Source organism: Pimelobacter simplex, assembly GCF_900114845.1.
In the GTDB taxonomy this organism is placed as follows: domain Bacteria; phylum Actinomycetota; class Actinomycetes; order Propionibacteriales; family Nocardioidaceae; genus Nocardioides; species Nocardioides simplex.
In genome coordinates, this window is the sequence record NZ_FOUK01000002.1 from 895799 (window position 1) to 921994 (window position 26196).

General features: G+C 72.8%; 31 protein-coding genes and 1 tRNA gene. 11 read left to right on the forward strand and 21 right to left on the reverse strand.

Annotated elements, in window-relative coordinates:
* Positions 1 to 50 precede the first annotated feature (50 nt).
* Both BM223_RS11865 and BM223_RS11870 read left to right on the forward strand, forming a co-directional pair.
* Positions 51 to 560, forward strand: a complete 510-nt coding sequence (locus BM223_RS11865) for an HNH endonuclease signature motif containing protein (RefSeq protein WP_052138363.1) — start codon at positions 51 to 53, stop codon at positions 558 to 560.
* 16 nt (positions 561 to 576) lie between these two features.
* Positions 577 to 658: transfer RNA gene (locus tag BM223_RS11870), tRNA-Leu, on the forward strand.
* Between the two features lie 17 nt (positions 659 to 675).
* Here BM223_RS11870 and rdgB read toward each other — a convergent pair.
* The 5 genes from rdgB to BM223_RS11895 form a co-directional block, all read right to left on the reverse strand.
* Entirely contained in the window at positions 676 to 1278 is a 603-nt protein-coding gene (gene rdgB / locus BM223_RS11875) for an RdgB/HAM1 family non-canonical purine NTP pyrophosphatase (protein WP_038677667.1), read from the reverse strand.
* Positions 1275 to 1982 (reverse strand): ribonuclease PH, encoded by a 708-nt coding sequence (gene rph, locus BM223_RS11880; RefSeq protein ID WP_038677666.1) that lies wholly within the window; start codon positions 1980 to 1982, stop codon positions 1275 to 1277. Before rph ends, rdgB begins: the two co-directional genes overlap by 4 nt.
* Before the next feature lie 21 nt (positions 1983 to 2003).
* Positions 2004 to 2762: an SGNH/GDSL hydrolase family protein gene (locus BM223_RS11885; protein ID WP_038677663.1), complete on the reverse strand. Its 759-nt coding sequence runs from the start codon at positions 2760 to 2762 to the stop codon at positions 2004 to 2006.
* 86 nt (positions 2763 to 2848) lie between these two features.
* Positions 2849 to 3646: an ABC transporter permease gene (locus BM223_RS11890; protein ID WP_038677661.1), complete on the reverse strand. Its 798-nt coding sequence runs from the start codon at positions 3644 to 3646 to the stop codon at positions 2849 to 2851.
* Positions 3643 to 4581 (reverse strand): ABC transporter ATP-binding protein, encoded by a 939-nt coding sequence (locus BM223_RS11895; protein ID WP_052138362.1) that lies wholly within the window; start codon positions 4579 to 4581, stop codon positions 3643 to 3645. The genes BM223_RS11890 and BM223_RS11895 overlap by 4 nt, the downstream gene beginning before the upstream one ends.
* Before the next feature lie 130 nt (positions 4582 to 4711).
* Here BM223_RS11895 and BM223_RS11900 point away from each other — a divergent pair, with 130 nt between their 5' ends.
* Positions 4712 to 5911 carry a sensor histidine kinase gene (locus BM223_RS11900; protein WP_038677659.1) on the forward strand — a complete coding sequence of 400 codons (1200 nt, stop codon included), beginning with the start codon at positions 4712 to 4714 and terminating at the stop codon, positions 5909 to 5911.
* Entirely contained in the window at positions 5908 to 6573 is a 666-nt protein-coding gene (locus BM223_RS11905; RefSeq protein WP_038677657.1) for a response regulator, read from the forward strand. Before BM223_RS11900 ends, BM223_RS11905 begins: the two co-directional genes overlap by 4 nt.
* 4 nt (positions 6574 to 6577) lie before the next feature.
* On the opposite strand, the gene BM223_RS11910 is transcribed toward BM223_RS11905, so the two are convergent.
* Both BM223_RS11910 and murI read right to left on the reverse strand, forming a co-directional pair.
* Positions 6578 to 7402 carry an MBL fold metallo-hydrolase gene (locus BM223_RS11910; protein ID WP_082003589.1) on the reverse strand — a complete coding sequence of 275 codons (825 nt, stop codon included), beginning with the start codon at positions 7400 to 7402 and terminating at the stop codon, positions 6578 to 6580.
* Positions 7399 to 8232, reverse strand: a complete 834-nt coding sequence (gene murI / locus BM223_RS11915) for a glutamate racemase (RefSeq protein ID WP_200887091.1) — start codon at positions 8230 to 8232, stop codon at positions 7399 to 7401. The genes BM223_RS11910 and murI overlap by 4 nt, the downstream gene beginning before the upstream one ends.
* An 81-nt stretch (positions 8233 to 8313) precedes the next feature.
* Between murI and BM223_RS11920 the strand changes: the two genes are divergently transcribed.
* The gene (locus BM223_RS11920) at positions 8314 to 9381 is read left to right on the forward strand and encodes an alkaline phosphatase family protein (protein ID WP_038677655.1); all 1068 of its coding nucleotides are present in this window, start codon (positions 8314 to 8316) and stop codon (positions 9379 to 9381) included.
* A 40-nt stretch (positions 9382 to 9421) separates the two neighbouring features.
* Here the strand turns inward: BM223_RS11920 and BM223_RS11925 are convergent, their stop codons facing one another.
* From BM223_RS11925 to BM223_RS11975, 11 genes are all read right to left on the reverse strand, one after another.
* Positions 9422 to 10264, reverse strand: a complete 843-nt coding sequence (locus BM223_RS11925) for a DUF3152 domain-containing protein (protein WP_052138361.1) — start codon at positions 10262 to 10264, stop codon at positions 9422 to 9424.
* A 16-nt stretch (positions 10265 to 10280) separates the two neighbouring features.
* Positions 10281 to 11306: a FecCD family ABC transporter permease gene (locus BM223_RS11930; RefSeq protein ID WP_052138360.1), complete on the reverse strand. Its 1026-nt coding sequence runs from the start codon at positions 11304 to 11306 to the stop codon at positions 10281 to 10283.
* On the reverse strand, positions 11303 to 12277 hold the full coding sequence (locus BM223_RS11935; protein WP_038677653.1) for a FecCD family ABC transporter permease: 975 nt from the start codon (positions 12275 to 12277) through the stop codon (positions 11303 to 11305). The genes BM223_RS11930 and BM223_RS11935 overlap by 4 nt, the downstream gene beginning before the upstream one ends.
* Positions 12274 to 13254: an ABC transporter substrate-binding protein gene (locus BM223_RS11940; protein WP_158510184.1), complete on the reverse strand. Its 981-nt coding sequence runs from the start codon at positions 13252 to 13254 to the stop codon at positions 12274 to 12276. Before BM223_RS11940 ends, BM223_RS11935 begins: the two co-directional genes overlap by 4 nt.
* A 127-nt stretch (positions 13255 to 13381) precedes the next feature.
* Positions 13382 to 14218 carry a helix-turn-helix domain-containing protein gene (locus BM223_RS11945; protein ID WP_052138358.1) on the reverse strand — a complete coding sequence of 279 codons (837 nt, stop codon included), beginning with the start codon at positions 14216 to 14218 and terminating at the stop codon, positions 13382 to 13384.
* Entirely contained in the window at positions 14218 to 15186 is a 969-nt protein-coding gene (locus BM223_RS11950) for a PLP-dependent cysteine synthase family protein (RefSeq protein WP_038677651.1), read from the reverse strand. Before BM223_RS11950 ends, BM223_RS11945 begins: the two co-directional genes overlap by 1 nt.
* Before the next feature lie 21 nt (positions 15187 to 15207).
* On the reverse strand, positions 15208 to 15486 hold the full coding sequence (locus BM223_RS11955; RefSeq protein ID WP_038677649.1) for a MoaD/ThiS family protein: 279 nt from the start codon (positions 15484 to 15486) through the stop codon (positions 15208 to 15210).
* Position 15487: 1 nt separating this feature from the next.
* The gene (locus BM223_RS11960) at positions 15488 to 15934 is read right to left on the reverse strand and encodes a M67 family metallopeptidase (RefSeq protein ID WP_038677648.1); all 447 of its coding nucleotides are present in this window, start codon (positions 15932 to 15934) and stop codon (positions 15488 to 15490) included.
* A gap of 43 nt (positions 15935 to 15977) precedes the next feature.
* Positions 15978 to 16919, reverse strand: coding sequence for an acyl-CoA desaturase (locus tag BM223_RS11965; protein ID WP_038677645.1), 942 nt, complete (start codon positions 16917 to 16919; stop codon positions 15978 to 15980).
* A 39-nt stretch (positions 16920 to 16958) separates the two neighbouring features.
* Entirely contained in the window at positions 16959 to 17654 is a 696-nt protein-coding gene (locus BM223_RS11970) for a response regulator (RefSeq protein WP_235319201.1), read from the reverse strand.
* The gene (locus BM223_RS11975; protein WP_075018567.1) at positions 17651 to 19336 is read right to left on the reverse strand and encodes a sensor histidine kinase; all 1686 of its coding nucleotides are present in this window, start codon (positions 19334 to 19336) and stop codon (positions 17651 to 17653) included. The genes BM223_RS11970 and BM223_RS11975 overlap by 4 nt, the downstream gene beginning before the upstream one ends.
* Before the next feature lie 106 nt (positions 19337 to 19442).
* Between BM223_RS11975 and BM223_RS11980 the strand changes: the two genes are divergently transcribed.
* Genes BM223_RS11980 through BM223_RS11995 form a run of 4 tightly spaced genes read left to right on the forward strand, consistent with a single transcriptional unit; the run spans position 19443 to position 22862 of the window.
* Complete coding sequence (locus tag BM223_RS11980) at positions 19443 to 20417, forward strand: Bug family tripartite tricarboxylate transporter substrate binding protein (protein ID WP_038677642.1); 975 nt, start codon at positions 19443 to 19445, stop codon at positions 20415 to 20417.
* Positions 20414 to 20944: a tripartite tricarboxylate transporter TctB family protein gene (locus tag BM223_RS11985; protein WP_038677640.1), complete on the forward strand. Its 531-nt coding sequence runs from the start codon at positions 20414 to 20416 to the stop codon at positions 20942 to 20944. Before BM223_RS11980 ends, BM223_RS11985 begins: the two co-directional genes overlap by 4 nt.
* Positions 20944 to 22470, forward strand: a complete 1527-nt coding sequence (locus BM223_RS11990) for a tripartite tricarboxylate transporter permease (protein WP_038677638.1) — start codon at positions 20944 to 20946, stop codon at positions 22468 to 22470. The genes BM223_RS11985 and BM223_RS11990 overlap by 1 nt, the downstream gene beginning before the upstream one ends.
* A complete protein-coding gene (locus BM223_RS11995; protein ID WP_038677637.1) occupies positions 22467 to 22862 on the forward strand; it encodes a universal stress protein in 396 nt (131 codons plus the stop codon). The genes BM223_RS11990 and BM223_RS11995 overlap by 4 nt, the downstream gene beginning before the upstream one ends.
* Positions 22863 to 22876: 14 nt before the next feature.
* On the opposite strand, the gene BM223_RS12000 is transcribed toward BM223_RS11995, so the two are convergent.
* From BM223_RS12000 to BM223_RS12010, 3 genes are read right to left on the reverse strand one after another with little or no spacing between them, the layout of a single operon-like run.
* Positions 22877 to 23461, reverse strand: a complete 585-nt coding sequence (locus BM223_RS12000) for a DUF2017 domain-containing protein (RefSeq protein WP_038677636.1) — start codon at positions 23459 to 23461, stop codon at positions 22877 to 22879.
* A gap of 13 nt (positions 23462 to 23474) precedes the next feature.
* Positions 23475 to 23783: an ATP-dependent Clp protease adapter ClpS gene (gene clpS / locus BM223_RS12005; protein WP_038677635.1), complete on the reverse strand. Its 309-nt coding sequence runs from the start codon at positions 23781 to 23783 to the stop codon at positions 23475 to 23477.
* Between the two features lie 31 nt (positions 23784 to 23814).
* Positions 23815 to 24357, reverse strand: coding sequence for a DUF1697 domain-containing protein (locus BM223_RS12010; protein WP_038677633.1), 543 nt, complete (start codon positions 24355 to 24357; stop codon positions 23815 to 23817).
* A gap of 66 nt (positions 24358 to 24423) precedes the next feature.
* On the opposite strand from BM223_RS12010, the gene BM223_RS12015 reads away from it, so the two are divergent.
* Complete coding sequence (locus BM223_RS12015; RefSeq protein WP_038677632.1) at positions 24424 to 24858, forward strand: MarR family winged helix-turn-helix transcriptional regulator; 435 nt, start codon at positions 24424 to 24426, stop codon at positions 24856 to 24858.
* Positions 24855 to 26132, forward strand: coding sequence for an MFS transporter (locus BM223_RS12020; RefSeq protein WP_038677631.1), 1278 nt, complete (start codon positions 24855 to 24857; stop codon positions 26130 to 26132). Before BM223_RS12015 ends, BM223_RS12020 begins: the two co-directional genes overlap by 4 nt.
* Positions 26133 to 26196: the final 64 nt, after the last annotated feature.

Genomic DNA, 26196 nt, shown 5'->3' on the forward strand with positions numbered 1-26196 from the left:
GCGGGCAACGGCCGGCCGATTGCGTCGGACCCCCGACCTAGCGTCGGTCCATGGCGACGCGACGCAAGTACACCCGTGAGCTCCTCGAGCCCCTGGTCGAGCAGTCCACCTCGGTCGCGGGGGTGCTGCGCCTGCTCGGCCTGCGCCAGAACGGCGGGTGCCACGCGCACATCAGCCGCACGATCAAGGCCTACGGTCTCGACACCTCGCACTTCCGCGCCTACCGGCCGACCGTCATCCCCCACCGCGCGAGCGCCGCGGAGCTGCTCGTCCGGCTGCCTCCCGGGCACGCCCGCACCAAGCCGCACCGCCTCACCCGTGCGCTGCTCGAGACCGGCCGCCCGCACGTGTGCGCCTCGTGCGGCAAGGACGGGACGTGGCTCGGCCGGCCCTTGACGCTCGACGTCGACCACCTCGACGGCGACTTCCTCAACAACCTCGCCGGCAACCTGCGGTTCCTGTGCCCCAACTGCCACCGCCAGACGCCGAACTTCGCCGGTCGCAGCCGCGGCCGGTTCGTCACCGACCGCCCTGTGGGGCCGGCAGCCCGGCCACCCTAGACTCGTGGCGCTCAGCGCCGGAGTGGTGGAACTGGCAGACACGCGGCACTTAGGATGCCGTGCCTTCGGGTGTGCGGGTTCGAGTCCCGCCTCCGGCACCGATCGCCGCCGTGGCCTACCCCAGCAGGTCGGCGACCAGCGGCGCGATCTCGCGCAGTGCCTTGCCGCGGTGCGAGATCGCGTCCTTCTCGTCCCGCGAGAGCTCGGCCGTGGTGCGGCCGGGGTGGTCGTCGGCGACGAAGAGGACGTCGTACCCGAAGCCGCCGGCGCCGCGGACCTCGCGCTCGACGCGGCCGTCCATCCGGCCCTCGACGACGAGCTCGCGGCCGTCGGGGTGGGCGAGGGCGACGGCGCACGCGAAGTGAGCCGTGCGGCGCTCGTCCGGGACGTCGGCCAGCTGGGCCAGGAGGAGGGTGTTGTTGCGGTCGTCGGACTTGGGCGGGCCCGACCAGCGGGCGGAGAGGACGCCGGGCATGCCGTTGAGGGCGTCGACGCAGATGCCGGAGTCGTCGGCGAGGGTGGGCAGGCCGGTGGCGGCGACGCCGGCGCGGGCCTTGACCAGGGCGTTGCCCTCGAAAGTGGGCTGGTCCTCGACCGGCTCGTCGTAGGGGGCGACGTCGTCGAGGCCGACGACCTCGACAGTGGTCATGTGCTCGGCGAGGATGCGGCGCATCTCCTCGAGCTTCTTGGCGTTGCGCGAGGCGACGAGCACCTTCACGACGACAGCGCCTCCTGCTGCAGGCGGGTGAGGTCGGCGCAGCCCTTCTCGGCGAGGCCGAGGAGCGCGTCGAGCTCGGCGCGGTCGAAGGGCGCGCCCTCGGCGGTGCCCTGGACCTCGACGAAGGAGCCGGTGCCGGTCATGACGACGTTCATGTCGGTCTCGGCACGGACGTCCTCGACGTAGGGCAGGTCGAGGCGCGGGACGCCGTCGATGATGCCGACGCTGACGGCGGCGACCGAGCCGGTGAGGGCGCCGGGGACGCCGAGCGTGGCGCAGGCGTCGGCGAGCGCGACGTAGGCGCCGGTGATGGCGGCGGTGCGCGTGCCGCCGTCGGCCTGGAGGACGTCGCAGTCGATCTGGATGGTGTTCTCGCCGAGCGCCTTGTAGTCGATGACGGCGCGCAGCGAGCGGCCGATCAGGCGGCTGATCTCGTGGGTGCGGCCACCGATCCGGCCCTTGACCGACTCCCGGTCGGAGCGGGTGTTGGTCGAGGCGGGGAGCATCGCGTACTCGGCGGTCACCCAGCCCAGGCCGGAGCCCTTGCGCCAGCGCGGCACACCCTCGGACGCGGACGCCGCGCACAGCACGCGGGTCTTGCCGAACTCGATCAGCACCGACCCCGCCGGGTGGTCGAGCCAGTTGCGGGTGATCTTGATCGGGCGCAGCTCGTCGTCGGCGCGGCCGTCCTCGCGGGTGCTCATGTCCCCCAACCTAGCGGGGGCTCAGCGGGCGGCGGCGAGGGCCCGTCGTACCGCCCAGGGGCCGAGGTCGCGCGCCCGTCGCCCGAACCACGGCGCCCCCTCGGTCACCATCCAGGCGACGTCGCGGCGCCAGCTCGGCGGGCACCCGCCGCACGGCTCGCGGCCCGGCAGCGGGAAGTCGTACCCCTCCGCCTGCAGCCGCTCGGCCCACGCCCGGGCCAGCGCGCGGTGGCCCAGCTCGGAGGGGTGGAAGCGGTCGATCGACCAGCACGTGCGGTCGAGCACCTCGGGCATCAGCGCGAGGTCGAGCCGCAGGCCGCCGTACGCCGCGTGGAGCTCGTCGTACACCTCGTTGACGACGGCGATCCGCTCCCCCATCGGCCGGGTCAGCACCCGCGGCAGCCCCAGCAGCGCACCGTGGTCGTGCCAGCGCACGGTCATCAGGGTCGCGCCCCCGTCGGTCAGCGCGCCGGCGACGTGGAGCAGGTCCGCACGCAGCCGCTCGGGGTCCCAGGTCGAGCGCAGCGTGTCGTTGACGCCGACCAGCAGCGAGGCCAGGTCCGGCCGGTGCGCGAGGGCTTCGTCGAGCTGCCGCTCCCGGACCACGCCGGCGGTCGCGCCGGACACGGCGACATTGCAGAACGAGACGTCGTACGACGTCCGGAGCGACTCCGCGAGGAGCCGGGCCCACCCTCGCCACCCGCCCCCGGGGACCGGGTCGCCGAGCCCGACGGTGGTGCTGTCGCCGAGGGCGGCGAACCGCAGGTATCCGTTGCCCACGGAACACAACCGTGGCGGAGCCCGCTACCAGCAGGCTCCGCCACGGTGACGTGTCCGGCAATCTTCGGTGAAGCGCCGGGGTGGTGCTACTTGAACTCGATGCGCATCAGCCGCATGAGGCCCAGCGCCAGCGGCACGACCAGCCAGATGAAGCCGGACGTCGCGATCTGCGCCCACTCCTGCCCCGAGGGCTGGTAGTCACCGCTGAACAGCGGCATCTGGGCGGTGTTGAACTCGATCCACGGCGCGACCTTCTCGAAGCCGGAGCTCAGTGCGCTGAGGATGCCGGCCGCACTCGGGAGGATCAGGCTGTACGCGAAGTAGGCGACGATGCCGGCCGGGGTGTTCATCACCAGCATCGAGATCGCGAAGCCGACCAGGATGCCGATCACGTTGGCGAGCACGAAGCCGTTGAAGAGCAGGTTCCCGTCGATCGTCCACGACGGCGACTCGCCGGTGAGCGCGCCGAGGACGGTGAACGCCGCGGCGAGGATGACCGCGAGCACCATCACGGTGCCCGCCAGGCAGAGGCCGGCGAGGAACTTCGCCGCGACCACGCGGGAGCGCTGCGGCTCGAGCGTGAAGGTCACCAGTCCGTTGCGCTGGGACTGCTCGCTGGTCACCAGCATGATGACGAGGATCGGCAGGAAGTAGCCGAGCACGCCACCGGCGACGCTGAGCAGGTCGCCGAAGTCCTTCTGCCCGTCGACGAGCAGCGTGAAGATCATCAGGACGACGAGGACCAGGCCGAGGATCGAGGTGGCCAGCCAGAAGCCGGCGCGGGTGTCGATCGCCTTGCGGAACTCCACGCCGACCAGCCGCGTGATCGGGGTGCGCGGCGTCCCGGAGACGTCGAGCATGGGGATGGGGGTCGGGGTGCTCATGCCGGGGTACCTCCGGTGGTCGGGGCGCCGACGCCGGGGACGGCCTCGCGGGCCGTGTCCGAGGTCAGCTCGAGGAACAGGTCCTCCAGACCGGCGCCGCCGGACCGGAGGTCGGTGAGGACGACGCCGGCGGACAGGGCGGCGCGGCCGACCTGCTCCGGGGTCGCCTGCACCTTGAGGCCGTCACCCATGGGCTCGACGCCGTGGCCGCCCTGCGAGAGCGCGGCACCGAGCGCGGCGTTGTCGAGGGAGGTCACCAGCGTCGTCGCCGAGCCGTTGGCACCGGCGAGCAGCGACTTCTTGTCGCCCTGCGCGACGATCTTGCCGTGCCCGATGAGGATCATCTCGTCGGCGATCATCTCGACCTCGTGCAGCAGGTGGCTGGAGAGCAGCACCGTGCCGCCGCGGTCGGCGTACCCCTTGAGGAGGCCGCGCATCCACCGGATGCCGGCCGGGTCGAGACCGTTGGCCGGCTCGTCGAGGATGAGGACCGACGGGTCGCCGAGCAGCGCGTGGGCGATGCCGAGGCGCTGCTTCATGCCGAGCGAGTAGTTGCGCAGGCGGCGCGTCGACTCGTTGTCGTTGAGACCGACCAGCGCGAGCATCTCGTCGACGCGGCTGGACGGCAGGCCCATGGTCTTCGCGGCGATGGTGAGGATCTCGCGGCCGGTGCGCCCGACGTGCTGGGCCGAGGCGTCCAGCAGCGTCCCGACGTGGCGGCCGGGGTTGGGGATGTCGTGGTACTTCAGGCCCCCGATGGTGACCTGCCCCCGGGTCGGCAGGGTGAGCCCGACCATGACCCGCATCGTGGTGGTCTTGCCTGCGCCGTTGGGGCCGAGGAAGCCGGTCACCCGGCCGGGCTGGCAGGCGAAGCTGACGTCGTCCACGGCGGTGTACGCGCCGTAGGTCTTGGTGAGTCGATCAACGGTGATCATGGCTCCAGCCTGCCCGATCCCCACCCCCTGCACATCGAACCCGCGTCGCGAGCCGCCCCGACCAAAGTAGGTGCCGCTCCGGTCCCGGGATGCTGCCGCGCCCCCACCCCGAGGCCCTAGGGTCGCTGTCGTGGATGAGCCGACGCCGGACGACTACCAACCGCGGCTGCGGTGGTACGGCCACGTCTGGCGCTACGCGCTCATGCTGGTGATCAGCGTCCTCGTCTGGTCGCCCGCGGTCGACGAGCAGGTCGACCAGGTGCCGCTGCTGTTCTGGGTCGACGTGGTCCTGGGGGTCGTGTCGTACGTGCTCGTGGCGTACCGACGGCGCTGGCCCGTGCCGATCGCGATCGCGACGGTGCTGATGACGCCGTTCAGCTCGATCGCCGCCGGACCCGCCACGCTGGCGACGGTCTCGCTGGCGACCCGGCGGCGCTGGTGGCAGGTCATCGGGATCGGCGTCCTCAACCTGCTCGGGGGCTTCGCCTACTACTGGGTGCAGCCGATGCACGACACCGACCCGTGGTGGCTCACGGCCACCGTGAGCGTCGCGGTGTGCGCGGCGATCCTGGCCTGGGGCATGTTCATCGGCTCGCGGCGCGAGCTCATCTGGACGCTGCGCCAGCGCGCTGAGACGGCGGAGGCCGAGCGCGACCTGCGGGCGACGCAGGCGCGCTCCAACGAGCGCGCGCGGATCGCCCGGGAGATGCACGACGTGCTGGCCCACCGGATCTCGCAGATCTCGATGCACGCCGGCGCGCTGACCTACCGCGAGGACCTCAGTGCCGACGAGATGCGCAGCAGCGTGACGGTCATCCAGGCCAAGGCGCACGAGGCGCTGCGCGACCTGCGCGAGGTGCTCGGCGTGCTGCGCGAGGTCGAGGGCGCCGGGCCGCTCACCGGCCCCCAGCCGACGTACGGCGACCTGGGCGTCCTGGTCGACGACGCCAGGGCCGCCGGCACCGCGATCGAGTACGACGACCAGGTCGTCGGCGAGCTGCCCGACATCGTGGGCCGCACCGTCTACCGGATCGTCCAGGAGGGCATCACCAACGCCACGAAGCACGCCCGCGCGGCGACCTTGCGGGTCACGCTCAGCGGCTCGCCCGCCGACGGCGTCGACGTGGTGCTGCGCAACGCCCTCGGCTTCGGGCCGACCCGGACGCCGGGCGCCGGCCTGGGCCTGGTCGGGCTGACCGAGCGGGCCGAGCTGCGCGGCGGGTGGCTGACCTACGGGATCGAGCACTCGGCGGACCCGGCAACCCCCGAGACCTTCGTGCTCCACGCCTGGCTACCGTGGGCCGCCGAGCAGGAGGAGATCCCGTCATGAGCGAGCAGATCCGCGTCATCATCGTCGACGACGACCCGCTGGTGCGCTCGGCGCTGTCGCTGATGCTCGGCGGCCAGGCCGACCTGGCTGTCGTCGGCGAGGCCGCCGACGGGCGCGCCGGCGTCGCGCTGGCCCGTGAGCTCGCGCCCGACGTCGTCCTCATGGACATCCGGATGCCCGTCCTCGACGGGCTCGCCGCGACCCGCGTCCTCCACGCCGATCCGCAGCCGCCGCGGGTGATCGTGCTGACCACCTTCGACGCCGACGACTACGTGGTGGGCGCGCTCGCCGCGGGCGCCGACGGCTTCCTGCTCAAGGACACCCCGCCCGCCGAGATCGTGGCCGCGCTGCGCAAGGTCGCCGACGGCGACCCGATGCTCTCCCCCTCGGTCACCCGCACCCTCATCGACCGGGTCCGCACCGAGTCGGGCGACGGCCGCACCGCCGACGCCCAGCGCCGGCTCGACCGGCTCACCGAGCGCGAGCTCGAGGTGGCGTGCGCGGTGGGTCGCGGGCTGTCCAACGCCGAGATCGCGCGCGAGCTGCACCTGTCGGTGCCGACCGTGAAGGGGCACGTCTCGCGGCTCTTCGAGAAGCTCGAGACCACCAACCGGGTGCAGATCGCGCTGACCATCCGGGACGCCGGGCACCCCGTGGAGTGAGCGCTCAGAGCTCGTAGACCGCGCCCTGCACGGCGAGCTCGAGCGGGCCGTCGTAGGACGTCTGGGCCTCGGCGAGCATGGTCTGCGCGTCGTGCCACGGCGGGACGTGGGTCACCACGAGCCGCTTGGCCCGGGCCTTGGTGGCGACCTCGCCGGCCTCGAGGCCGGTCAGGTGCAGGTTGGGCGGGTTGTCGTCGCACTCGCGGAAGGACGCCTCGCACAGGAACAGGTCGGCGTCGGCGGCGATCTTGTAGAGCGCGTCGGTGGGGCCGGTGTCGCCGCTGTAGGCGAGGACCTTGCCGAACGCGGAGACCCGCAGGCCGTAGGCGGGGACCGGGTGGTCGACCTCCCAGGACTCCACCGTGAACGGGCCGATCTCGACCGGGTCGCCGTAGACCCGGAACGAGAACTCCTCGCGCATGCCGGGCTTGCGGGGCAGGTCGTAGGCCTTCGCCAGCCGCTTGCCGGTGCCCTTGGGGCCCCAGACCGGGATCTTCGGCTGGGTGCCGGTCGGGTGGTACTTGCGCAGCACGTAGTAGCTGGTCATGTCGACGCAGTGGTCGGCATGGAGGTGGCTGATGAAGACGGCGTCGACCTTGAGCGGGTCGACGTAGCGCTGCAGGACGCCGAGCGCGCCGTTGCCCATGTCGAGCACGAGGCTCCACGTGCGCAGCGCGTCGGTGGCCTGGACGAGGTAGCAGCTCGCCGGCGACTCGGGGCCCGGGTAGGAGCCCGAGCAGCCGACCACCGTCACGGTGACCGCGTGGTCGGCGCCCTCGACGGGGATCTTCAGCCGCGTCGTCTCCGGTGCCACCACGTCGTCACTCATGCAAGACCCCCTGCGAACTGTCCGGCCGCCACCAGCTCGGGGCCGAGGAACCGGCGCCCGATCGTCTCGAACTCCGCCGGGGAGCCCGTCGTCGTGAAGATGTACGACGGCTCGCCCGACGGCCGCATGAGGCCGGTGTCGGCCAGCATCCGGTAGACGTCCTTGGCGCACTCCTCGGCACTGCTCACCAGCGTGACGTCGTCACCCATCACGTAGGAGATGACGCCGGTGAGCAGCGGGTAGTGGGTGCAGCCGAGGATCAAGGTGTCGATGCCCAGCTCGGTGAGCGGGTCGAGGTACTCGCGGGCCACCGCGATGAGCTCGTCGCCGCCGGTCACCCCCGCCTCCACGAAGTCGACGAAGCGCGGGCAGGCCCGCGTGGTGAGGGAGATCTGAGGGGCGGCGGCGAAGGCGTCGTCGTAGGCCATCGACTCGGCGGTCGCCCGCGTCGAGATGACGCCGATCCGGCCGTTGCGGGTGGCCGCGACGGCGCGGCGGGTGGCGGGGTAGATCACCTCGACCACCGGGACGTCGTAGCGCTCGCGGGCGTCGCGCAGCATCGCGGCGCTGGCGGAGTTGCAGGCGATGACGAGCGCCTTCACGCCACGCTCGACGAGGTGGTCGAGGCACTCGAGGGCGTACTCGCGGACCTCGCCGATCGGCTTGGGGCCGTAGGGCTGGCGGGCGGTGTCGCCGACGTAGGTGATCGACTCGTGGGGCAGCTGGTCGATGACCGAGCGGGCGACGGTGAGGCCGCCGAAGCCGGAGTCGAAGATCCCGATCGGGGCGTCGACGTCGACGTTCGCTCGGGGGTCGTCCAGGTGCCGCACCCGGTCAGACTACGGCGTCGGGGTGCCCGCAGTCGGCATTCCGGGACGCAGATCACGTCGGGCCCGGCGTACCCTGGGCCGGTGACCTCGCTGTCCCGGACCCGGTCCGTGCTCGTCCTGCTCGCGACGCTCTCGGCGCTCCTGACCGGTGCGGCGACCGCGCCCGGTCACGCCGCGCCGCAGACCGCGGCGCAGGCCGCCCCCGGTGCCGCGCCCGAGGTGACGTCGCGCGCCGTCAACGGGAAGCACGTCATCGCGATCTCCGTCGACGGGCTCAACCCGCGCGCCCTGAACAAGCTCGGCCGGGCCCGGACGCCGTACCTCCACCAGCTGATCTCCGAGCAGGGCGCCGGCACGCTCAACGCGCGCGCCCAGCTCGAGATGACGGTGACCCTGCCGAACCACACGAGCATGGTGACCGGACGCCGGATCAAGGCGAGCCGCGGCGGGCACGGCGTCACCTGGAACGACGACACGGTGACCAAGACCGTCCAGCAGGCCGCCGGGCACCCGGTGTCGTCGGTCTTCGACGTCGTCCACGCCGGCGGCGGCACCACGGCGGTCTACGCGACGAAGTCGAAGTTCTGGCTCTTCGAGCGCTCCTGGCCGGCGGCGGTCGACAAGAACGTGATCAAGGTCGAGAAGAACGCTGCCGTGGTCCGCGCGCTGCGCCAGGACCTGGCCCGCAAGGCGCCGTCGTTCGCCTTCCTCCACCTCGGCAAGCCCGACCAGATGGGCCACGAGTACGGCTGGCTGAGCCCGCGCTACCTCGCCGCCGTCGCCACCGTCGACCGGCTCGTCGGCTCGGTGCTCAACCAGGTCCGCGGAACGCCGTCCCTGCGCAGCTCGACCGTCGTGGTGCTCACCTCCGACCACGGCGGCATCCCCGGCACGACCCGGCACAGCGACCAGCGCAACCGCGAGGACTACCGCGTGCCGTTCGCCGTCTGGGGTGCCGGGATCGCCCGCGCCGACCTCTACCGGCTCAACCCGACCCGGGCCAACCCCGGCCGCACCCGCCCCGGCTTCGGCGCCGCACGCCAGCCGATCCGCAACGGCGAGCTGGCCAACGTCAGCCTCTCGATCCTCGGCCTCGGCCCGGTCCCCGGCAGCCTCTGGGACCGCCGCCAGGACCTCCGCTGGCGCTGACCCACCCGCCCCGCGAAGTGCGGGGGTTGCGGGTCCGAAGTCAGCGCCGGCGCAGCTCGCGCGGGGTCGGCCAGGGGTTCGCGCGGCAGCCGTGCAGCCCCTTGGACTGCTGCATCATCACCGGGGCGAGCGCGCCGGCGCGCGGGCAGGACGCGTGGCCCCGGCCGAGCCAGTGACCGGTCTCGTGGTTGACGACCATGTGGCGGTAGTCGCGCAGCGAGCGGCCGAGCCGGTTCCAGGCCGGTGACGCGTGCTGCCAGCGCTCCACGTTGATCACCACGTTGCGGCCCACCCGGCACGACCACTGGGCGCTGCAGACCGACGAGAAGCCGGGCACCCGGGAGGCCTCGGAGAGCCAGAGCGTGAACGCGCCACCGCGACGCACCTGGACGAAGCGGACGCCCTTGGCGCGCCAGCCGCGGGCGTCGTCGTAGGTCTCCTGGGCGAGACGGCGGAAGGCCGCGACGTCGGCGCCGGGGCCGAGCCGGCCCTTGACCCGCACGCTGTAGCGGACCGTGCGCCGCACGTCGACCCGGTGCTTGATCCGTGGGGTCGCGACCTGGACCGGGGTGTCGGCGTACCCGGGGGCCGACGCGGTGACGACGAGCGTGAGCCGGTGCCCCACGTCGGCCGGCTGGACGGCGTACCGGCGGCCGGTGCCGACCGGCGTCCCCTCACGCCGCCACTCGTAGCGCACCCGGGCGGCGCCGGGGGCCCAGCTGCCGGGCGCGGCCACGAGGGTGCGGCCGTAGCGGGCGACGCCGTCGACCGAGGGTGGGCTGACCGGGACGAGCGGCGGTGGCTCGGCAGCACGGGCGGTCGCGGGCACGGCGCCCAGGCCGAGGCCCAGGGCGAGAGCGAGGACGGTGAGGAGGCGGCGCACTCCCCCACCGTAGGCATCACCGGCGCCGGGAGAGCAACCACGCGAGGTAGCAGCCACCGAGGACGACGGTCACCATCCCGACCGGCAGCGAGGTCGGGGCGAGGACCCGCTGGGCGAGCAGGTCCGATGCGGCGAGGAGGGCCGCGCCCATCGCGGCCGACGCGACGAGCGCGGGCGGGGAGCCGCCGACGACGCGCCGGGCGAGCTGGGGCGCCGCGAGGGCGACGAACGAGATCGGTCCCGCGGCCGCCGTGGTGACGGCGGTCAGCGCGACGCCGACGGCGATGGCGAGGACCCGCCGAGAGCGCATCGGGACCCCTAGCGCGACGGCCACGTCGTCCCCCAGCTCGTGCAGCGCGAGCGGGCGGGCCAGGAGCAGGCAGCCGGGCAGCAGCACCAGCCCGCACACCGCGGCAAGCCGGAGGTCGCCCCAGGTGATCTCGTTGAGCGTGCCGACGCCCCACTGCGAGGCCTGCAGGCCCTCCTCCGCGGTGACCCGCAGCACCAGCCAGGTGTTGACCGACGAGAGCAGCGCGGCCGCGGCGATGCCGAGGATGACGAAGCGCGCGCCGCGCAGTCCCTCGTGCCCCGCCAGGCCGAGCACGACCGCCGCGGTGAGCAGACCGCCCAGGGTCGCCACGAGCGGGACCGCGGCGCCGCCCACCTCGAGCACCAGGAGCGCCACGAGCGCGCCGGTGTAGGCGCCGCTGGAGAAGCCGATCACGTCGGGCGAGCCGAGCGGGTTGCGGGTGACGACCTGGAAGATCGCGCCGCTGAGCCCCATCATCGCTCCGAACAGGAGCGCGGCCAGCACCCGCGGCATCCGCCAGTCGAGGACGACGAGGTCGGCGACCCGCGTGCCCCGGCCCGACAGCGCGTCGATGGTCTCGCCGAGCGACACGCCGGCATCGGGGCTGGGCAGCGAGGCCACGCCGACCGCGGCCGCGACGAGGAGCAGCACGCCGGCCCCGAGCACGCCGCGGACCCGGACCCGGCCGCTGATCCGTCCGCCGAGGAGCCGCACGGTCAGCACCCGGTTCACGGCCGCCTCCGGATCACGACGGCGAGAAGGACGGCGCCGACCGCGGCCGCGACCACGCCGACCGGCAGCTCGCGGGGCTGGGCGACGTACCGGCCGAGGAGGTCGCAGCCGAGCACGAGGACCGGCCCGGCGAGCAGCGAGCAGACCATCACGCGGCGGTGGTCGGGGCCGATCAGGGCGGTGACGATGTGCGGCACCATCAGGCCGACGAAGACGATCGGCCCGGCCGCGGCGGTCGCGGCTCCGCACAGCAGGGTGACCGCGACCAGGGCGAGGACCCGGGTCCGGACCAGGCGGACGCCGAGGGCCCGCGCCGTGTCGTCGCCGAGCGCGAGCGCGTTGATGCTGCGGCCGAGAACGAGCGCCAGGACCACGCCGGCCGCGATGAACGGCGCGACCGCCAGCACCCGGTCGTAGCCGACCACGGTGATCGAGCCGGCGTTCCAGCTGCGCATGCTGTCGAAGGCCCGGGGGTGCAGGAGGACCAGGCCGGAGGTGAGGCCGGTCAGCACCGCGCCGACAGCGACACCGGAGAGCGTGAGCGTGACGACGTCGCCGCCGCGCCGCGGGCGGCCGATCGCGGCGACGACGAGCGTGGTCAGCGCGGCCCCGGCGAGGGCGAACCCCACCTGCCCGCCGGGAGCGACGATCCCCCACTGGGTGATCGCGAGGGCGACGCCGAGCGCCGCGCCGGCGTTGACGCCGAGGATGCCCGGATCGGCGAGCGGGTTGCGGGTCAGCCCCTGCATCAGCGCGCCGGACAGCCCGAGCGCGGCGCCGACCAGCAGGCCGACCAGCGTCCGCGGGACCCGCAGGTCGCGGATCACCTGGTCGTGCGCGGAGCCGTCCCCCGACCACAGCGCCTGCCCGATCTCGACGGGTCCGAAGACCCGGCCGCCCAGGCACAGGCTGGCCACCGTCGCGAGGGCGACGGCGGCCAGCAGCGCGCCGAGGGTGCGTCCGGTGGTCACGAACGCGCGGCGAGGGGTTCCAGGATCGTCGTCTCCACGGCGTCGAGGAAGGTCAGCGCGGTGTCGTAGTCGGTGACGCCGTAGGGCAGCTCGAACACGGAGCCCGACTTCGCGGCCGGCAGCGCGGTGAACAGCGCGTTGCCCTTGATAGCGGCGAACGGCTCCCACGCGGTCCCGTCGGCGTCGGCCGGGGCGACGACGACGTCAGCGGTGGTGAGGATCGCGTCGAGACGCTCGAGGGAGTAGCTCGCGTAGCCCGGCTCGGGCGCGGCGTCGGGGATGCCGGGGGCAGCCACCGCGCCCAGCTCCTCGAGGAGGGCACCCGTGGTGCCCGTCGGGTAGAGCACGGAGAACTCGGCCTCGGCGTCGCCGACGGAGACCGCGGCCCACCTCAGGGCGAGCTGGTCGGCGTACTTCTCCTTGAGCCCGGCCACCTTGGCGTCGTACGCCTCCTCGCGCTCGCGGAGGGCCTCGCCGGCACCGGTCGCCTCGGCGAGCCCGGCGACGATCGCCTTCCAGTCGCCGCGGGAGCTGCCCTCGACGATCACGGTGGGGGCGATCTCGGAGAGCCGCCGGTACGACTTCTCGTCGATCTCGTAGGCGTCACCGACGATCACGTCAGGGTCGGCCTTGACGATGGCGTCGTAGTTGGTCTCGCCGAACGAGCCGATCGTCGCGACGCCCTTGACGAACGCCTGCTGCTCGGTGGTGAACGAGTCGATCCACTTGCCGTAGTCCTGGGTGGCGACCGGCTTCACGTCGAGGGACTGCAGCTGCCAGGGCGTGTCGTAGCTGAGGGCGACGACCCGCTCGGGCCGCGCGGGCACCTCGACGTCGCCGTAGGCCGACGTGACGGTGCGGGTCTCCGCGCCGGACGTGCCCGGGGCGTCGTCCTCGCTGCCGCAGGCGGACAGGGCCAGGGCCGCCGCCAGGGTGAGGGCCACTCCGAGACGGCCGAGATGACGGGTCGTGCGCACCAGGATGCTCCGCTCTGTTCTTTGGTTAGGCTTGCCTGACCAAGAGTGGAGATCGCGGCGCCCGCTGGCAACGGCTACGGCCGCCGGTTGGTGCGCGAACCGGACAGAGGATGTCGCGAACGCGACATCAGGTGACGTGGGTCATGTGCTGCCGGTGCCGGGCCGGGCTGGTTCCGGTCGTCCGGCGGTAGGCCGCGATGAACGCGCTCGGCGTGCGGTAGCCGACCTGGCGGGCCACCGAGGCGACCGTCCGGCCCTGGTCGAGCAGGGTCGCGGCCAGCGCCATCCGGGCCCGGCTGCGCCACTGCCCGAAGGCGAGGCCGGTCTCGGCGACGAAGGCGCGGTTGAGGCTGCGCGCACTCATCCCGAACTCGCCGGCCCACTCCTCGGCGGTGCGCGGCACGGTCAGCTCGGCGAGCACCGCGTCGGCGACCCGGCGCGCGGCGGCGCTCGTGGGCCGGGGCACGGAGAGCGGACCGCGGACGTCGGGAGCCAGCAGGTCGAGCGCGAACTCCTCGGCCCGGCGCCGGCGCTCGGGAGCCGTGGCGTCGATGCGGAGGTGGTCGAGCAGGTCGACGAGCAGGGGCGACATCGGCAGCAGCACCGGCTCGGTCGCGTCGACCGGCGAGCGCGCCCGGTCGATCCAGGTGCAGTTGAAGCCGGTGCCCGACACCGCGCACGCCGCGTGCGGGACGCCGGCCGGGATCCACAGGCCGTAGCTGGCCGGCACCCAGTAGTCCCGCCCGGCGACCTGGACGCCGACCTTGCCGTCGGAGCCCCAGAGCATCTCGTGGTCGGGGTGCACGTGCTCGCCCCAGGAGACCGGCAGCCGTGGCGTGCGGATCCAGTTGGTCGCGATGAGCACCGACCGGCCGGCCGCGGCGGGCCCGACGAGCTCGCGCCACCACGCCGTGTGGTGGCCGAGGGAGTCGATGACCTCCGGCTCGCCGGTCTGCGGAGCCATCAGGCCCAGAGCTGACCCTCGAGCCGGTCCTCGGCCTCGTCGACGGTGCCCTCGTAGGCGCCGGTGGAGAGGTACTTCCAGCCGCCGTCGGCCACCACGAACGCGATGTCGGCCGCCTCGCCGGCCTTGACCGCCTTGGCGGCCTGGCCGAGCGCGGCGTGCAGGATCGCGCCGGTGGAGATGCCGGCGAAGATGCCCTCGAGCTCGAGCAGCTCACGCACCCGCCGGACGGCGTCGCGCGGGCCGACGGAGAACCGGCTGTCGATCAGCTCGGCGTCGTAGAGCTCGGGCACGAAGCCCTCGTCGAGGTTGCGCAGGCCGTAGACCAGCTCGCCGTAGCGCGGCTCGGCGGCCACGATCCTGACCTCGGGCTGGGCCCGGCGGAAGAACCGCGAGACGCCCATCAGCGTGCCCGTCGTCCCCAGGCCGGCGACGAAGTGGGTGATCGAGGGCAGGTCGGCGAGCAGCTCGGGACCGGTGCCCTCCTCGTGCGCGAGGGCGTTGGCGGCGTTGCCGTACTGGTAGAGCATCACCCAGTCGGGGTGCTCCGCCGCGATCTGCTTGGCCACCCGGACCGCCTCGTTGGAGCCGCCGGCGGCCGGCGAGGAGACGATCTCGGCCCCCCACATCCGCAGCAGCTGGCGCCGCTCCTCGGAGGTGTTCTCGGGCATCACGAAGACGGTGCGGTAGCCCTTGAGCTTGGCCGCCATGGCGATCGAGATGCCGGTGTTGCCCGACGTCGGCTCGAGGATCGTGCAGCCGGGACGGAGCGTGCCGTCCTTCTCGGCCTCCTCGATCATCTTCAGGGCCGGGCGGTCCTTGATCGAGCCGGTCGGGTTGCGGTCCTCGAGCTTGGCCCAGATCCGCACCTGCGGAGCACCCGCGGTGTTGAACGGCGCCGACAGCCGCGGGAGCCCGACGAGCGGCGTGTTGCCGACGGAGGCGAGCAGGCTGTCGTAGCGCGTCATCGGATCAGCGGATCTGCGGGATCAGCGCGCGCCGCCGGCGACCGCCGGCAGGATGACGACCTGGTCGCCGTCGGAGAGCGCGGCCTCGAGGCTGCCGATGAAGCGGACGTCCTCGTCGTTGATGTAGATGTTCACGAACCGGCGCAGGTCGCCGCCGTCGATGAGGCGGTCCTTGATGCCGGGGTGGTTCGCCTCGAGGGAGTCGATGAGCGCGCTCAGGTTGGCGCCGTCGGCGTTGACCGCCTTCTCACCACCGGTGTAGGTGCGCAGGATGGTCGGGATCCGGACCTCGATGGCCATGTCAGCTGCTCTCCTCTGAAGGGGCGACGGCGTCGACGATGGTGACCTCTTCCTCGGTCACGACGCCGTCGATGATTCTGTAGGACCTGAACTCCACGGGGCCCTCGTTATTCCCGTGCTCCCGCGTGCTGACCAGCACGTAGTGGGCACCGGGCTCCCCGGCCAGGTTGATGTCGGTCACGCTCGGGTACGCCTCGGTCTCGGAGTGCGAGTGGTAGATCACCACCGGCTCCTCGTCGCGCTCGTCCATCTCCTTGTAGAGCTGGAGGAGGTCGGTCGAGTCGTACTCGTAGAACGTCGGGCTGCCCGCGGCGTTGACCATCTCGATGTGCCGCTCGGCGCGGTCGCTCCCGATCGGGCCCACCACCATGCCGCACGCCTCGACGGGGTGGTCCCGCTTGGCGTGCGCGACGAGGGCGTCGTACGTCGTCCGGTCGATCTGCAGCACCGGTCCAGGGTAGGGCGTCGGCCCCACCCCGGCCGAACCGGGCTCACGCCACGGACTTGGCCCGGATCCGCTCCGCCGTGGGCCACCGGACGTCGCGCACCCAGCCGGCCTTCTCGAGCAGCCAGATGATCCGGGCCGAGGAGTCGAGCTGGAAGCGCTTCACGCCGTGCCGCGCGGACGTCGGGTCGGCGTGGTGGAGGTTGTGCCACGACTCGCCGCCGGACGGGATCGCCAGCCACCACACGTTGCCCGAGAAGTCGCGGGAGGCGAACGGCCGCTCCCCCAGCGTGTGGCAGATCGAATTGATCGACCAGGTGACGTGGTGGATCAGGCCGATCCGCACGACGGTGCCCCAGAAGAAGGCGGTGAGCGCGCCCTGCCACGACCAGGTGAGCAGGAAGCCGAGGACCGGCGGCAGGAAGATCGAGGTGAGCACCCACACCCAGAAGGTGCGCGAGATGCGGACCAGGTCGCGGTCCTTGGCCAGGTCGGGGGCGTACTTGTCGATCGGGGTCTGCTCGGGGTCGAAGAGCCAGCCGACGTGGGCCCACACGAAGCCCTTGGTGAGGCCGCGCAGGCTGTTGCCGTAGCGCCACGGCGAGTGCGGGTCGCCGTCCTTGTCGGAGAACTTGTGGTGCTTGCGGTGGTCGGCGACCCAGCGGATCACGGGCCCCTCGATCGCCATCGAGCCGGCGATGGCGAGGGTGATCTTCACGGCCCGGTTGGGCTTGAACGACTTGTGCGTGAAGAGCCGGTGGAAGCCGACGGTGATGCCGTGGAGGGTGAGTCCGTACATCACGAAGGTGATCGCGATGTCGCTCCAGCCGAGCCAGCCGCCCCACGCGATCGGGATCGCGGCGAGGATGGCGAGGAAGGGCACGGCGATGAAGAGGGCCAGGGCGAAGCGCTCCCACGGGCCTTGGTGGTCGGCACCCATGGTGGCCCGGAGGGCCGGGGGCTCGGGGCGGTCGTCGATCGCGGTCATGATGGCTCCAGCTGGGTCGGCGGACTCGCTGGGACCAGCCTACGACGTGACGCGGTAGCGACGCTCCGGGCGTCCGGTCCCGCCGTACTGCAGCCGCACCTCGGCCGTGCCGGCGTCGACGAAGTGCTCCAGGTAGCGCCGCGCCGTGACCCGGGCGAGGCCGAGCTGCTCGGCGGTCTCGGAGGCGGAGATCTCGCCCGCGCGGCGCGCGGCGGCGAGGACCAGGTCGGCCGTCTCGGCACTGAGCCCCTTCGGCAGCGACGCCGGCAGGCCGCCCGCGCCGCCGGGACCGCCGGCCCGGGCCGCGCCGAACGCGCGGTCGATCGCCGCCTGGTCGACCTCGGCGCCACCGAGGCTGGCGAGCGTGGCCGCCACCGTGCGCAGGCGGTCGGCCAGGTCGTCGTACTCGAAGGGCTTGACGAGGTACTGGAGCGCGCCGCCGTGGAGGGCCGCGCGGACGGCGGTCGCGCCGCGCTCGGCGGTCACCATGACGACCGCGACGTCGTCGCCGCGGCCCCGCAGCCGCTCGAGCACCTCGAGGCCGGTGAGGTCGGGCAGGTGCACGTCGAGGAGGAGCAGGTCGGGGCGCAGCTCGGCGGTGAGCGCGAGCGCCTCCTCGCCGGTGCGCGCGGTGCCGACGACCTCGAAGCCGTCGGTCTGCTCGACGAAGCGGCCGTGGATGCGCGCGACCATGAAGTCGTCGTCGACCACGAGCACCCGCAGCACAGTCGTCACGGTGCACCATCCTGGCCGAGCACCGGCCGCAGCGGGAGGACCACCCGGAACTCGGCTCCACCGCCGCCCGCGCGGCCGCTGCCCGGGTCGGCGTCGTCGACGACGACCGTGCCGCCGCGCTGGGTGCAGATCAGCCGGACCAGGGCCAGCCCGATCCCACGGCCGCCGACGACCCCGGCGTGGTCGTGGTCCTTGGTGGAGAAGCCGCGCACGAAGACGGTGTCGCGCAGCTCGGGCGCGATCCCCGGCCCGGTGTCGCGCACCCGCAGGTGGACCGCCTCGTCGTCGGCGTGCAGCCAGACCTCGACCGTCGCGTCGCGGTGCCCCGCGCAGGCGTCGACCGCGTTGTCGACGAGGTTGCCGAGGACGGTCGTCAGGTCGGCACCCAGCCCCGGCTCGAGCGCACCCAGCCGGGAGCCGGGGTCGAGCTCCAGCGTGACGCCGCGCTCCTCGGCGACGGCGTGCTTGGCCAGCACCAGCGCGGCGACGGCGGGGTCGGCGAGCCGCTTGGCGACGTACTCCTCGATCTCGGCCCGGCGCCGGGTGAGGGTGCCGACGAGCGCGGCCAGCTCGTCGTACTCCCCCAGCTGGACGAGGCCGGAGATCGTGTGCAGCCGGTTGTCGAACTCGTGGGTCTGCGCGCGGAGGGTGTCGGTGATGGAGAGGTTCGAGCTGAGCTGGCTCTGCAGCGAGACCAGCTCGGTGCGGTCGCGCAGCGTGGTCACCGTCCCGATGCCCCGCCCGCCGGACGACGCCCGCCCGCGGTTGAAGACGACGACCCGGGTGCCCACGAGCGCCAGCGCGTCGCGGACGTCGGCGCCCTCGCCGGTCAGCAGCGCGACGACGTGGGGGTCGAGGCCGAGGTCGTCGACGTGCCGACCGACGGGATCGGGTCCGGCGTCGAGGCCCAGCGTGGTGCGGGCGGCGTCGTTCATCGCGGTCACCCGGCCGTCGGTGCCGACCCCGACGACGCCCTCGCGGATCGCGTGGAGCAGGGCCTCGCGGTGGTCGGCGAGGTTGGCGAGCTCGGTGGTGCCCAGGCCCCGGGTGGAGCGGCGGACGACGCGCGAGACGAACCAGGTGCCGATCAGCCCGAGCAGCGCGCCCAGGCCGAGGAAGAGCCCGAGGTCGGGGGCGGCCGTGGCGACCTGGTCGGCCAGGGTGGGGTACTCCACCTCGGCCGTCACGATCGCCAGCAGGGCGCCGTCGGCCTCGGAGATGACGGGCACGTGGGCGGCGACGGCGGGATGGCCGTCGGGCGCGACGTCACCGGACCACCCGCGGCCCTCGAGCGCGTCGCTGCTGCCGAGCGCGGCCCGGTCGCCGACCCGGCTCGGGTCGGTCGCCGCGAGCACCACGCCGTCGACCGACACCACGGTCACCGTCTGCGCACCGCGCGTGGCGATCCCCCACTCGAGGTAGGGCGCGAGCGTCGACGGGATGCCGCCGGCCGCGGCCTCGCCGTGGCGCACCCGGTCGAGCTCGCCGCGCACGACGGGGAGACCGGCGACGTACTCGGCGGCGTTGCGCATCTGCGCGCCACGCTCCTCGGCGAAGTCCGCATTGGACTGCCGGATGCTCAGCACGCCGACCGCGACGAGCAGGGTCACGATGACGGTGAGCTGCAGGAGCAGCACCTTCGCCGCGAGCGTCAGCTCACCGCGCCGCAGGGGCGACCACAACGACCACAACCTCCTCTACGTCCGCAAGCGTGACGACCGCCACAGCCCACCGCCATGCTGGCACGGATCGCACGTGACGGCGGTCACGACCCGACCCGGAGGTTCCATGCATCGCCTACTGGCGCTCCTCATCGCGCTGGCGCTCACCGTGCTCGCCGCCGGCTGCGGGGTCACCCGCGGCGCCGACGACCCGGACAACCGGCGCCTGCGGATGTTCATCCCGAACAGCCCCGGCGGCGGCTACGACCTCACCGGTCGCGCCGCGGCCCGCGCGATGCAGGACAACGAGCTGACCGGCCGCTTCGAGATCCGCAACATCCAGGGTGCCAGCGGCACCGTCGCGATGCAGCGGCTGCTCAACGAGAAGGGCTCCGACGACCTGATGATGGTGATGGGCCTCGGCGTCGTCGGCGCGGTCTACACCAACAAGTCCGAGGCCACGCCGCTCAAGATGACGCCGATCGCCCGGCTGGTCGAGGAGCAGGAGGGCATCCTCGTGCCCGCCCACTCCCCCTTCAAGACGCTCGCCGACCTGGTCGAGGCCTGGAAGAAGGACCCCGGCAAGGTCACCGTCGGCGGCGGCTCCAGCCCCGGCGGTCCCGACCACCTGTTCCCGATGCAGCTCGCCGACACGGTCGGCGTCGCGCCCAAGGACGTCCGCTACATCCCCTACGACGGCGGCGGGCCGCTCACCACCGCGCTCCTCGGCGAGAAGATCGACGTCGGCATGTCCGGCCTCGGCGAGTTCGAGTCGCAGATCGAGGAGGGCAAGCTCCGGGTCCTCGCGGTCTCCGGCGACGAGCGCCTCGACGGCATCGACGCACCGACCCTCACCGAGGCGGGCGTCGACCTGATCTTCACCAACTGGCGCGGCGTCCTCGCGCCGCCGGACATCTCCGACGCGCAGCGCACCTACCTCACCGACCTCCTCACCGAGATGCACGCCACGAAGGAGTGGAAGGAGGCGCTGGCCGACAACGGCTGGAGCGACAACTTCGCGACCGGCCAGGAGTTCGAGGACTTCCTCGTCGAGCAGGACGCCCGCGTCGCCGACACCCTCAAGGAGCTGGGACTCGCATGACCACCACCGACACCAATCCCACCGGGGAGACGCGGGCGAGCGCCACGGTCGTCGACAAGGCCCAGTACGGCCTCGCCGGCTTCCTCGTGATCGCCGGCGGCTACGTCCTGTACGACGCCTCGACCCTCGACAAGGCGTTCGCCGACCAGCCCGTGCAGCCCTACGCGCTGCCCTACCTCGTCGGCGCCGCCCTGCTCCTGCTCGGCGTCCTCCTCGCCGTCGCGACCGCCCGCGGCGACAAGCCCGAGGCCGAGGAGGGCGAGGACGTCGACCTCAGCCAGGGCACCGACCTGCGCACGATCGGCCTGCTGGTCGCCGTCCTCGTCGCGAACCTGCTGCTCATCGACTGGCTCGGCTGGGCGATCACCGGCGCACTGCTGTTCGCCGGCACGACGTACGTGCTCGGCAGCCGGACCTGGGTCCGCAATCTCGCGATCGGCGCCGCGCTCTCGTTCGGCAGCTGGTACGGCTTCTACGTCGGGCTGGGCCTGCCCATCCCCGCCGGCATCCTGGACGGAGTGCTCTGATGGACCTGCTGCTCGACGGCTTCCAGACCGCCCTCACCCCGGAGAACCTGCTCTTCGCGCTCATCGGCGTGCTGCTCGGCACCGCCGTCGGCGTGCTGCCCGGCATCGGCCCGGCGATGGCACTGGCGCTGCTGCTGCCGGTGACCTACAGCGTCGGCGTCGACAGCGCGATCATCATGTTCGCCGGCATCTACTACGGCGGCATGTACGGCGGCTCGACCACCTCGATCCTGCTCAACACACCCGGCGAGTCCTCCTCGGTGATCACGGCGATCGAGGGCAACAAGATGGCGAAGTCCGGGCGCGCCGCCCAGGCCCTCGCCACGGCCGCGATCGGCTCCTTCGTGGCCGGCACGATCGGCACCGTCCTGCTGTGGGTGCTGGTCCCCCGGGTCGCCGACATCGTGGTGACGCTGGGTGCGCCGTCGTACTTCGCGGTGATGGTGCTGGCGTTCTTCGCGGTCACGATGGTGCTCGGCTCGTCCAAGCTCCGCGGCTTCATCTCGCTCTTCCTCGGCCTGGGCATCGCCCTGGTCGGCACCGCGACCGGCCAGGCCCGGCTCACCTTCGGCAATGCCCAGCTCGCCGACGGCATCGACGTCGTCGTGGTCGCGGTCGGCATCTTCGCGATCGGCGAGGCGCTCTGGGTCGCCGCCCACCTGCGCCGCAAGCCGCTCGAGATCATCCCCGTCGGGCAGCCCTGGATGAGCCGCGACGACTGGAAGCGCTCCTGGAAGCCGTGGCTGCGCGGCACCGCCTTCGGCTTCCCGTTCGGCGCCGTGCCGGCCGGCGGCGCCGAGGTCCCGACCTTCCTCTCCTACGCGACCGAGCAGAAGCTCTCGAAGCACCCCGAGGAGTTCGGCAAGGGCGCCATCGAGGGCGTCGCCGGCCCGGAGGCCGCCAACAACGCGTCCGCCGCCGGCACCATGCTCCCCCTGCTCACGCTCGGCCTGCCGACCACCGCCACCGCGACGATCATGCTGCTGGCCCTGCAGAGCTACGGGATCCAGCCCGGACCGCAGCTGCTCACCAACGAGCCCGCCCTCGTCTGGGGTCTGCTCGCCAGCCTGGTCATCGCCAACGCGCTGCTGCTCGTCATCAACCTGCCGATGGCGCCGCTGTGGGCCAAGCTGCTGCAGATCCCGCGGCCGCAGCTCTACGCCGGCATCCTGTTCTTCGCCACGCTCGGCGCCTACACCGCGAACTTCGCTCCGTTCGACCTCGCGCTCCTCGTCGCGCTCGGCCTGCTGGGCCTGGCGATGCGCCGCTTCGGGCTGCCCGTGCTGCCGCTGATCGTCGGCGTCATCCTCGGCCCGGCGCTCGAGCTCCAGCTCACCACCGCGCTGCAGATCTCCGACGGAGACGTCAGCACCCTGTGGGGCGAGCCCGTCGCCGTGGCCGTGTACGCCGTGATCGGCCTGATGCTCGTCGCCATGGCCGTCGGCGCGGTCCGCGGCCGCCGGACGCCTGCCGCCCCCGCCACCCCCACCGAGAACGACGAGACCGAGGAGCTGGTGAACCGATGAGCATCGTCGTCGCCTACAGCGCCGATCGCTACGGCGAGGCCGCGCTCGACCACGCCGTGGGCCTGGCCCGCAAGGACGGCACCCGCCTGGTGATCGTCAACGCCACCCAGGGCGGCAGCCTCGTCGACCGCCGCTTCGCGCACGACGCGGACATCGAGGCCGTGCGCGACCGGCTGGTCGCCGAGGGGCTGACCGTCGTCGTTCGTCACGAGGTGGTGCCGGACGTCGCCGACGCCGTCGTCGCGGCCGCCGAGGAGGAGCAGGCAACGCTGATCGTCGTCGGCATCCGGCACCGCACGCCCGTCGGCAAGCTGCTGCTGGGCAGCGTGGCGCAGCGGATCATCCTCGAGGCGCACAGCCCGGTGCTGGCGGTGAAGCCGGCCGCCGAGTAGCGGCACCGGCAGGCTCAGGACAGCGAGCCGACCAGCGTCTCCTGCAGGAAGCCCAGCCACTCGTAGATGTGGTGCGCCTGGGCGCGCGGGTCGTCGTCGGGCAGCGAATACCAGTAGTCCTCGTCGCCGTCCTCGACCTCGAGCCGGGTGCCCAGCGCCAGGCGCAGGTCGGTGAACGACCGCATCCAGACCAGCGCGGTCTCCTGCTCGAGCTCGACGTCGATGGTGAGGTCCTCGTCGGTGGGCTCCGGCGGCAGGCCGGCCTCGTCGAGGACGTCGATGATCGTGCCGGCGGCGCGGGCCTTGCCGTTGCGGAGGTCGCCCTCGGTGAAGCGGCGGAACTCGGCAGCCGCGTCGTCGTCGCAGCGGTAGGCGTTGGGGAAGAGCCGGCGCAGCACCGGGTCCTCGGGCTCGGTGGTGGGCCCGGAGAAGTCGAGGAGCTTCTCGAGGGGGTCGACCTCCGTGGCGGCGACGGCGGACTCGTCGTGGAGGAGCTCGACGAGCTGGGCGGCGAGCGAGCGCAGCAGGTCGGCCTCGAAGGCCGAGAAGGTCGCGATGATGCGCTTGCTCCGGCGGTGCCGGACGAATCCAGAGGTCATGTCGCTGGTGTGCCTACTCCGCCTTCGAAAGGGTCGCCCACAGGCCGTACTCGTGCATCGCCTGCACGTCGCGCTCCATCTCCTCGCGGGTGCCGCTGCTGACCACGGACTTGCCGTCCTCGTGGACCTCCATCATCAGCTTCTCGGCCTTCTTCTTGCCGTAGCCGAAGTGCTTCTGGAAGACGAAGGTGACATAGGACATCAGGTTCACGGGGTCGTTCCACACCACCGTCACCCAGGGGGTGTCGGCGAGCGTGATGTCGTCCGGGGCGAGGTCCTTCTGGACTCCCGGATCGACCTTCTCCGGGCTCGCGGTCGTCACGGTCCCATGGTGTCACAAGGGTTCGGCGCGGCTACGAGCACCACTTGTCGGCCAGCGTGGTGACCACGTTGAAGTTGCGGTTGGTGGCGACCACGCGGAGCGCCTTCTCGGTCTTGTAGGGGTCGACGCCGCCGGCCTGGTAGCCCGGCCCGAGCAGGAGGTGTGCCGCGCGCTCCCGGACGACGATCGCGTTGACGTCGTCGCTGCGCGCCTCGACCTCGGCGACGAGCGCAGGGTCGGGGTCGTCCTTGAGCAGGTAGACGTAGTGCCGCTCGAGGTCGGGCCGCGCGGCGCTCAGCTCGCGGGCGTCGTCGGCGATCGCGACGAGCTCGGCGGGCGTGTAGACGATGGTCGGGACGGCGAACCCGGCCTGCGCCTCGTAGGCCGCCTCGAGCGCCGCCTCGACCTTGGCCCGCGAGCGCAGCGGCGTGGTGAGCAGGACGTTGCCCGTGTTGATGTGCGTCTGGACGCCGGTCGCACCGGCCGCCTCGGTCGCGGTGAGGATGTCGGCCTTGGCGAACTTGCGGTTCGGCCCGAGGTTGATGGCGCGCAGGAAGGCGACGTAGGTCGGCATGGCACCAGTGTGGCGTGTGCCACCGACACGTGACATGCATAGGTTTCCAATGTAAATTGGGCGGACGTGAGCACCCCCGACGTCGACGCCCTCGCCGGCGACCTGACCGTCCAGGCCGCCCGTCTCGTCCGGCTGGTCCGGCGCGAGCACGCACCCAGTGCCGGCACCCGGGTGCTCTCGATCCTCGACGAGCTCGGCCCCCTCGGGATCACCGCGCTCGCCCAGGTCGACCGCTGCTCGCAGCCGACGATGACCGGCCAGGTCCGCCAGCTCGTCGAGCTCGGCTGGGTGACCAAGGAGCCCAACCCGGCCGACGCCCGCGGCAGCCTGGTCGCCCTCACCGCCGACGGCCGCGCCGAGCTGCGCCGCATCCGGCGGCTCAGCGCCGCGCTCGTCTCCGAGCGCCTCGCCCGTCGTACCGATCTCACCGCCGACGACCTCGCGACCGCCGTGGCCGTGCTCCAGGCCGTCCTCGAACCCACCTCGGAAGGAACCTCGTGACCGCCACCGCCGACTCCGGCACGCACACCCCGACCCACGCCGCCCCCGGCGGCTCGTTCCTCCGCCAGCCGCGCGCGGTCTGGGCGGTCGCCTTCGCCTGCGTCATCGCCTTCATGGGCATCGGCCTGGTCGACCCGATCCTCAAGGAGATCGCGGCCAAGCTCGAAGCGACGCCCAGCCAGGTGTCGCTGCTGTTCACCAGCTACATGGCCGTGATGGGCGTCGCGATGCTCATCACCGGCGTGGTCTCCACCCGGATCGGCGCCAAGAAGACGCTGCTCACCGGCCTGGTCCTCATCATCGTCTTCGCAGGCCTGGCCGGCATGTCCGGCTCCGTCGGCGCCGTGATCGGCTTCCGGGCCGGCTGGGGCCTGGGCAACGCGCTCTTCATCGCGACCGCGCTGTCCACCATCGTCAGCGCGTCGAAGGGCTCGCTGGCGCAGGCGATCATCCTGTTCGAGGCCGCTCTCGGCCTCGGCATCGCCTCCGGCCCCCTCGTCGGCGGCCTGCTCGGCGAGCACTCGTGGCGCGGGCCCTTCTTCGGCGTCTCGGTGCTCATGACCATCGCCCTGGTCGCCACCGCGATCTTCCTGCCCGCGACCCCGCCGGCCGCCCGCCGCACGACGCTCGCGGACCCGTTCCGCGCCCTCGCCTATCCCGCGCTGGCCGTCATCGCCGCGGTCGCGGTCTGCTACAACCTGGGCTTCTTCTCGCTCCTCGCGGCCGGCCCCTTCGCCCTGCCCGAGGCGGGGATCATGCAGATCGGCTGGATCTTCTTCGGCTGGGGCATCCTCCTCGCCGTCGCCTCGGTCGCCCTCGCCCCCTGGATCCAGCGCCGGATCGGCACCGTCCCCGCCCTCATCGGCGCGCTGACCCTGTTCGCCGCCGACCTGATCGTGATGGCCCTCGGCGCCTCCCACTCCGGCGTCGTCACCGTCGGCATCATCGTCGCCGGCGCCTTCCTCGGCGTGATCAACACCCTCGTCACCGAGGCCGTCATGGGCGCCGCCCCCGTCGAGCGGCCCGTCGCCTCCGCGGCGTACTCGTTCGTGCGGTTCACCGGCGGCGCGGTCGGCCCCTACGTCGCCCTCAAGCTCGCCGAGCACCAGGGCTCGGCCGCACCGTTCTGGTTCGGCGGGATCGCGGTCGCCGTCGGCGTCGCGGTCATGCTGGCCGGCGCCCGCACGGTCCACACCGCCCTGCACGGCGACGCCGTCCCGGCACCGCACTCGCCCGAGGAGGCGCAGGCCGAGGCGCTCGGCGACCTGGCCTGAGCCACGAGCCTGCGGCTCCGAAGCAACCTCGCTCGCCCCTCGCGCCTCCAGCATGATGAGGAAC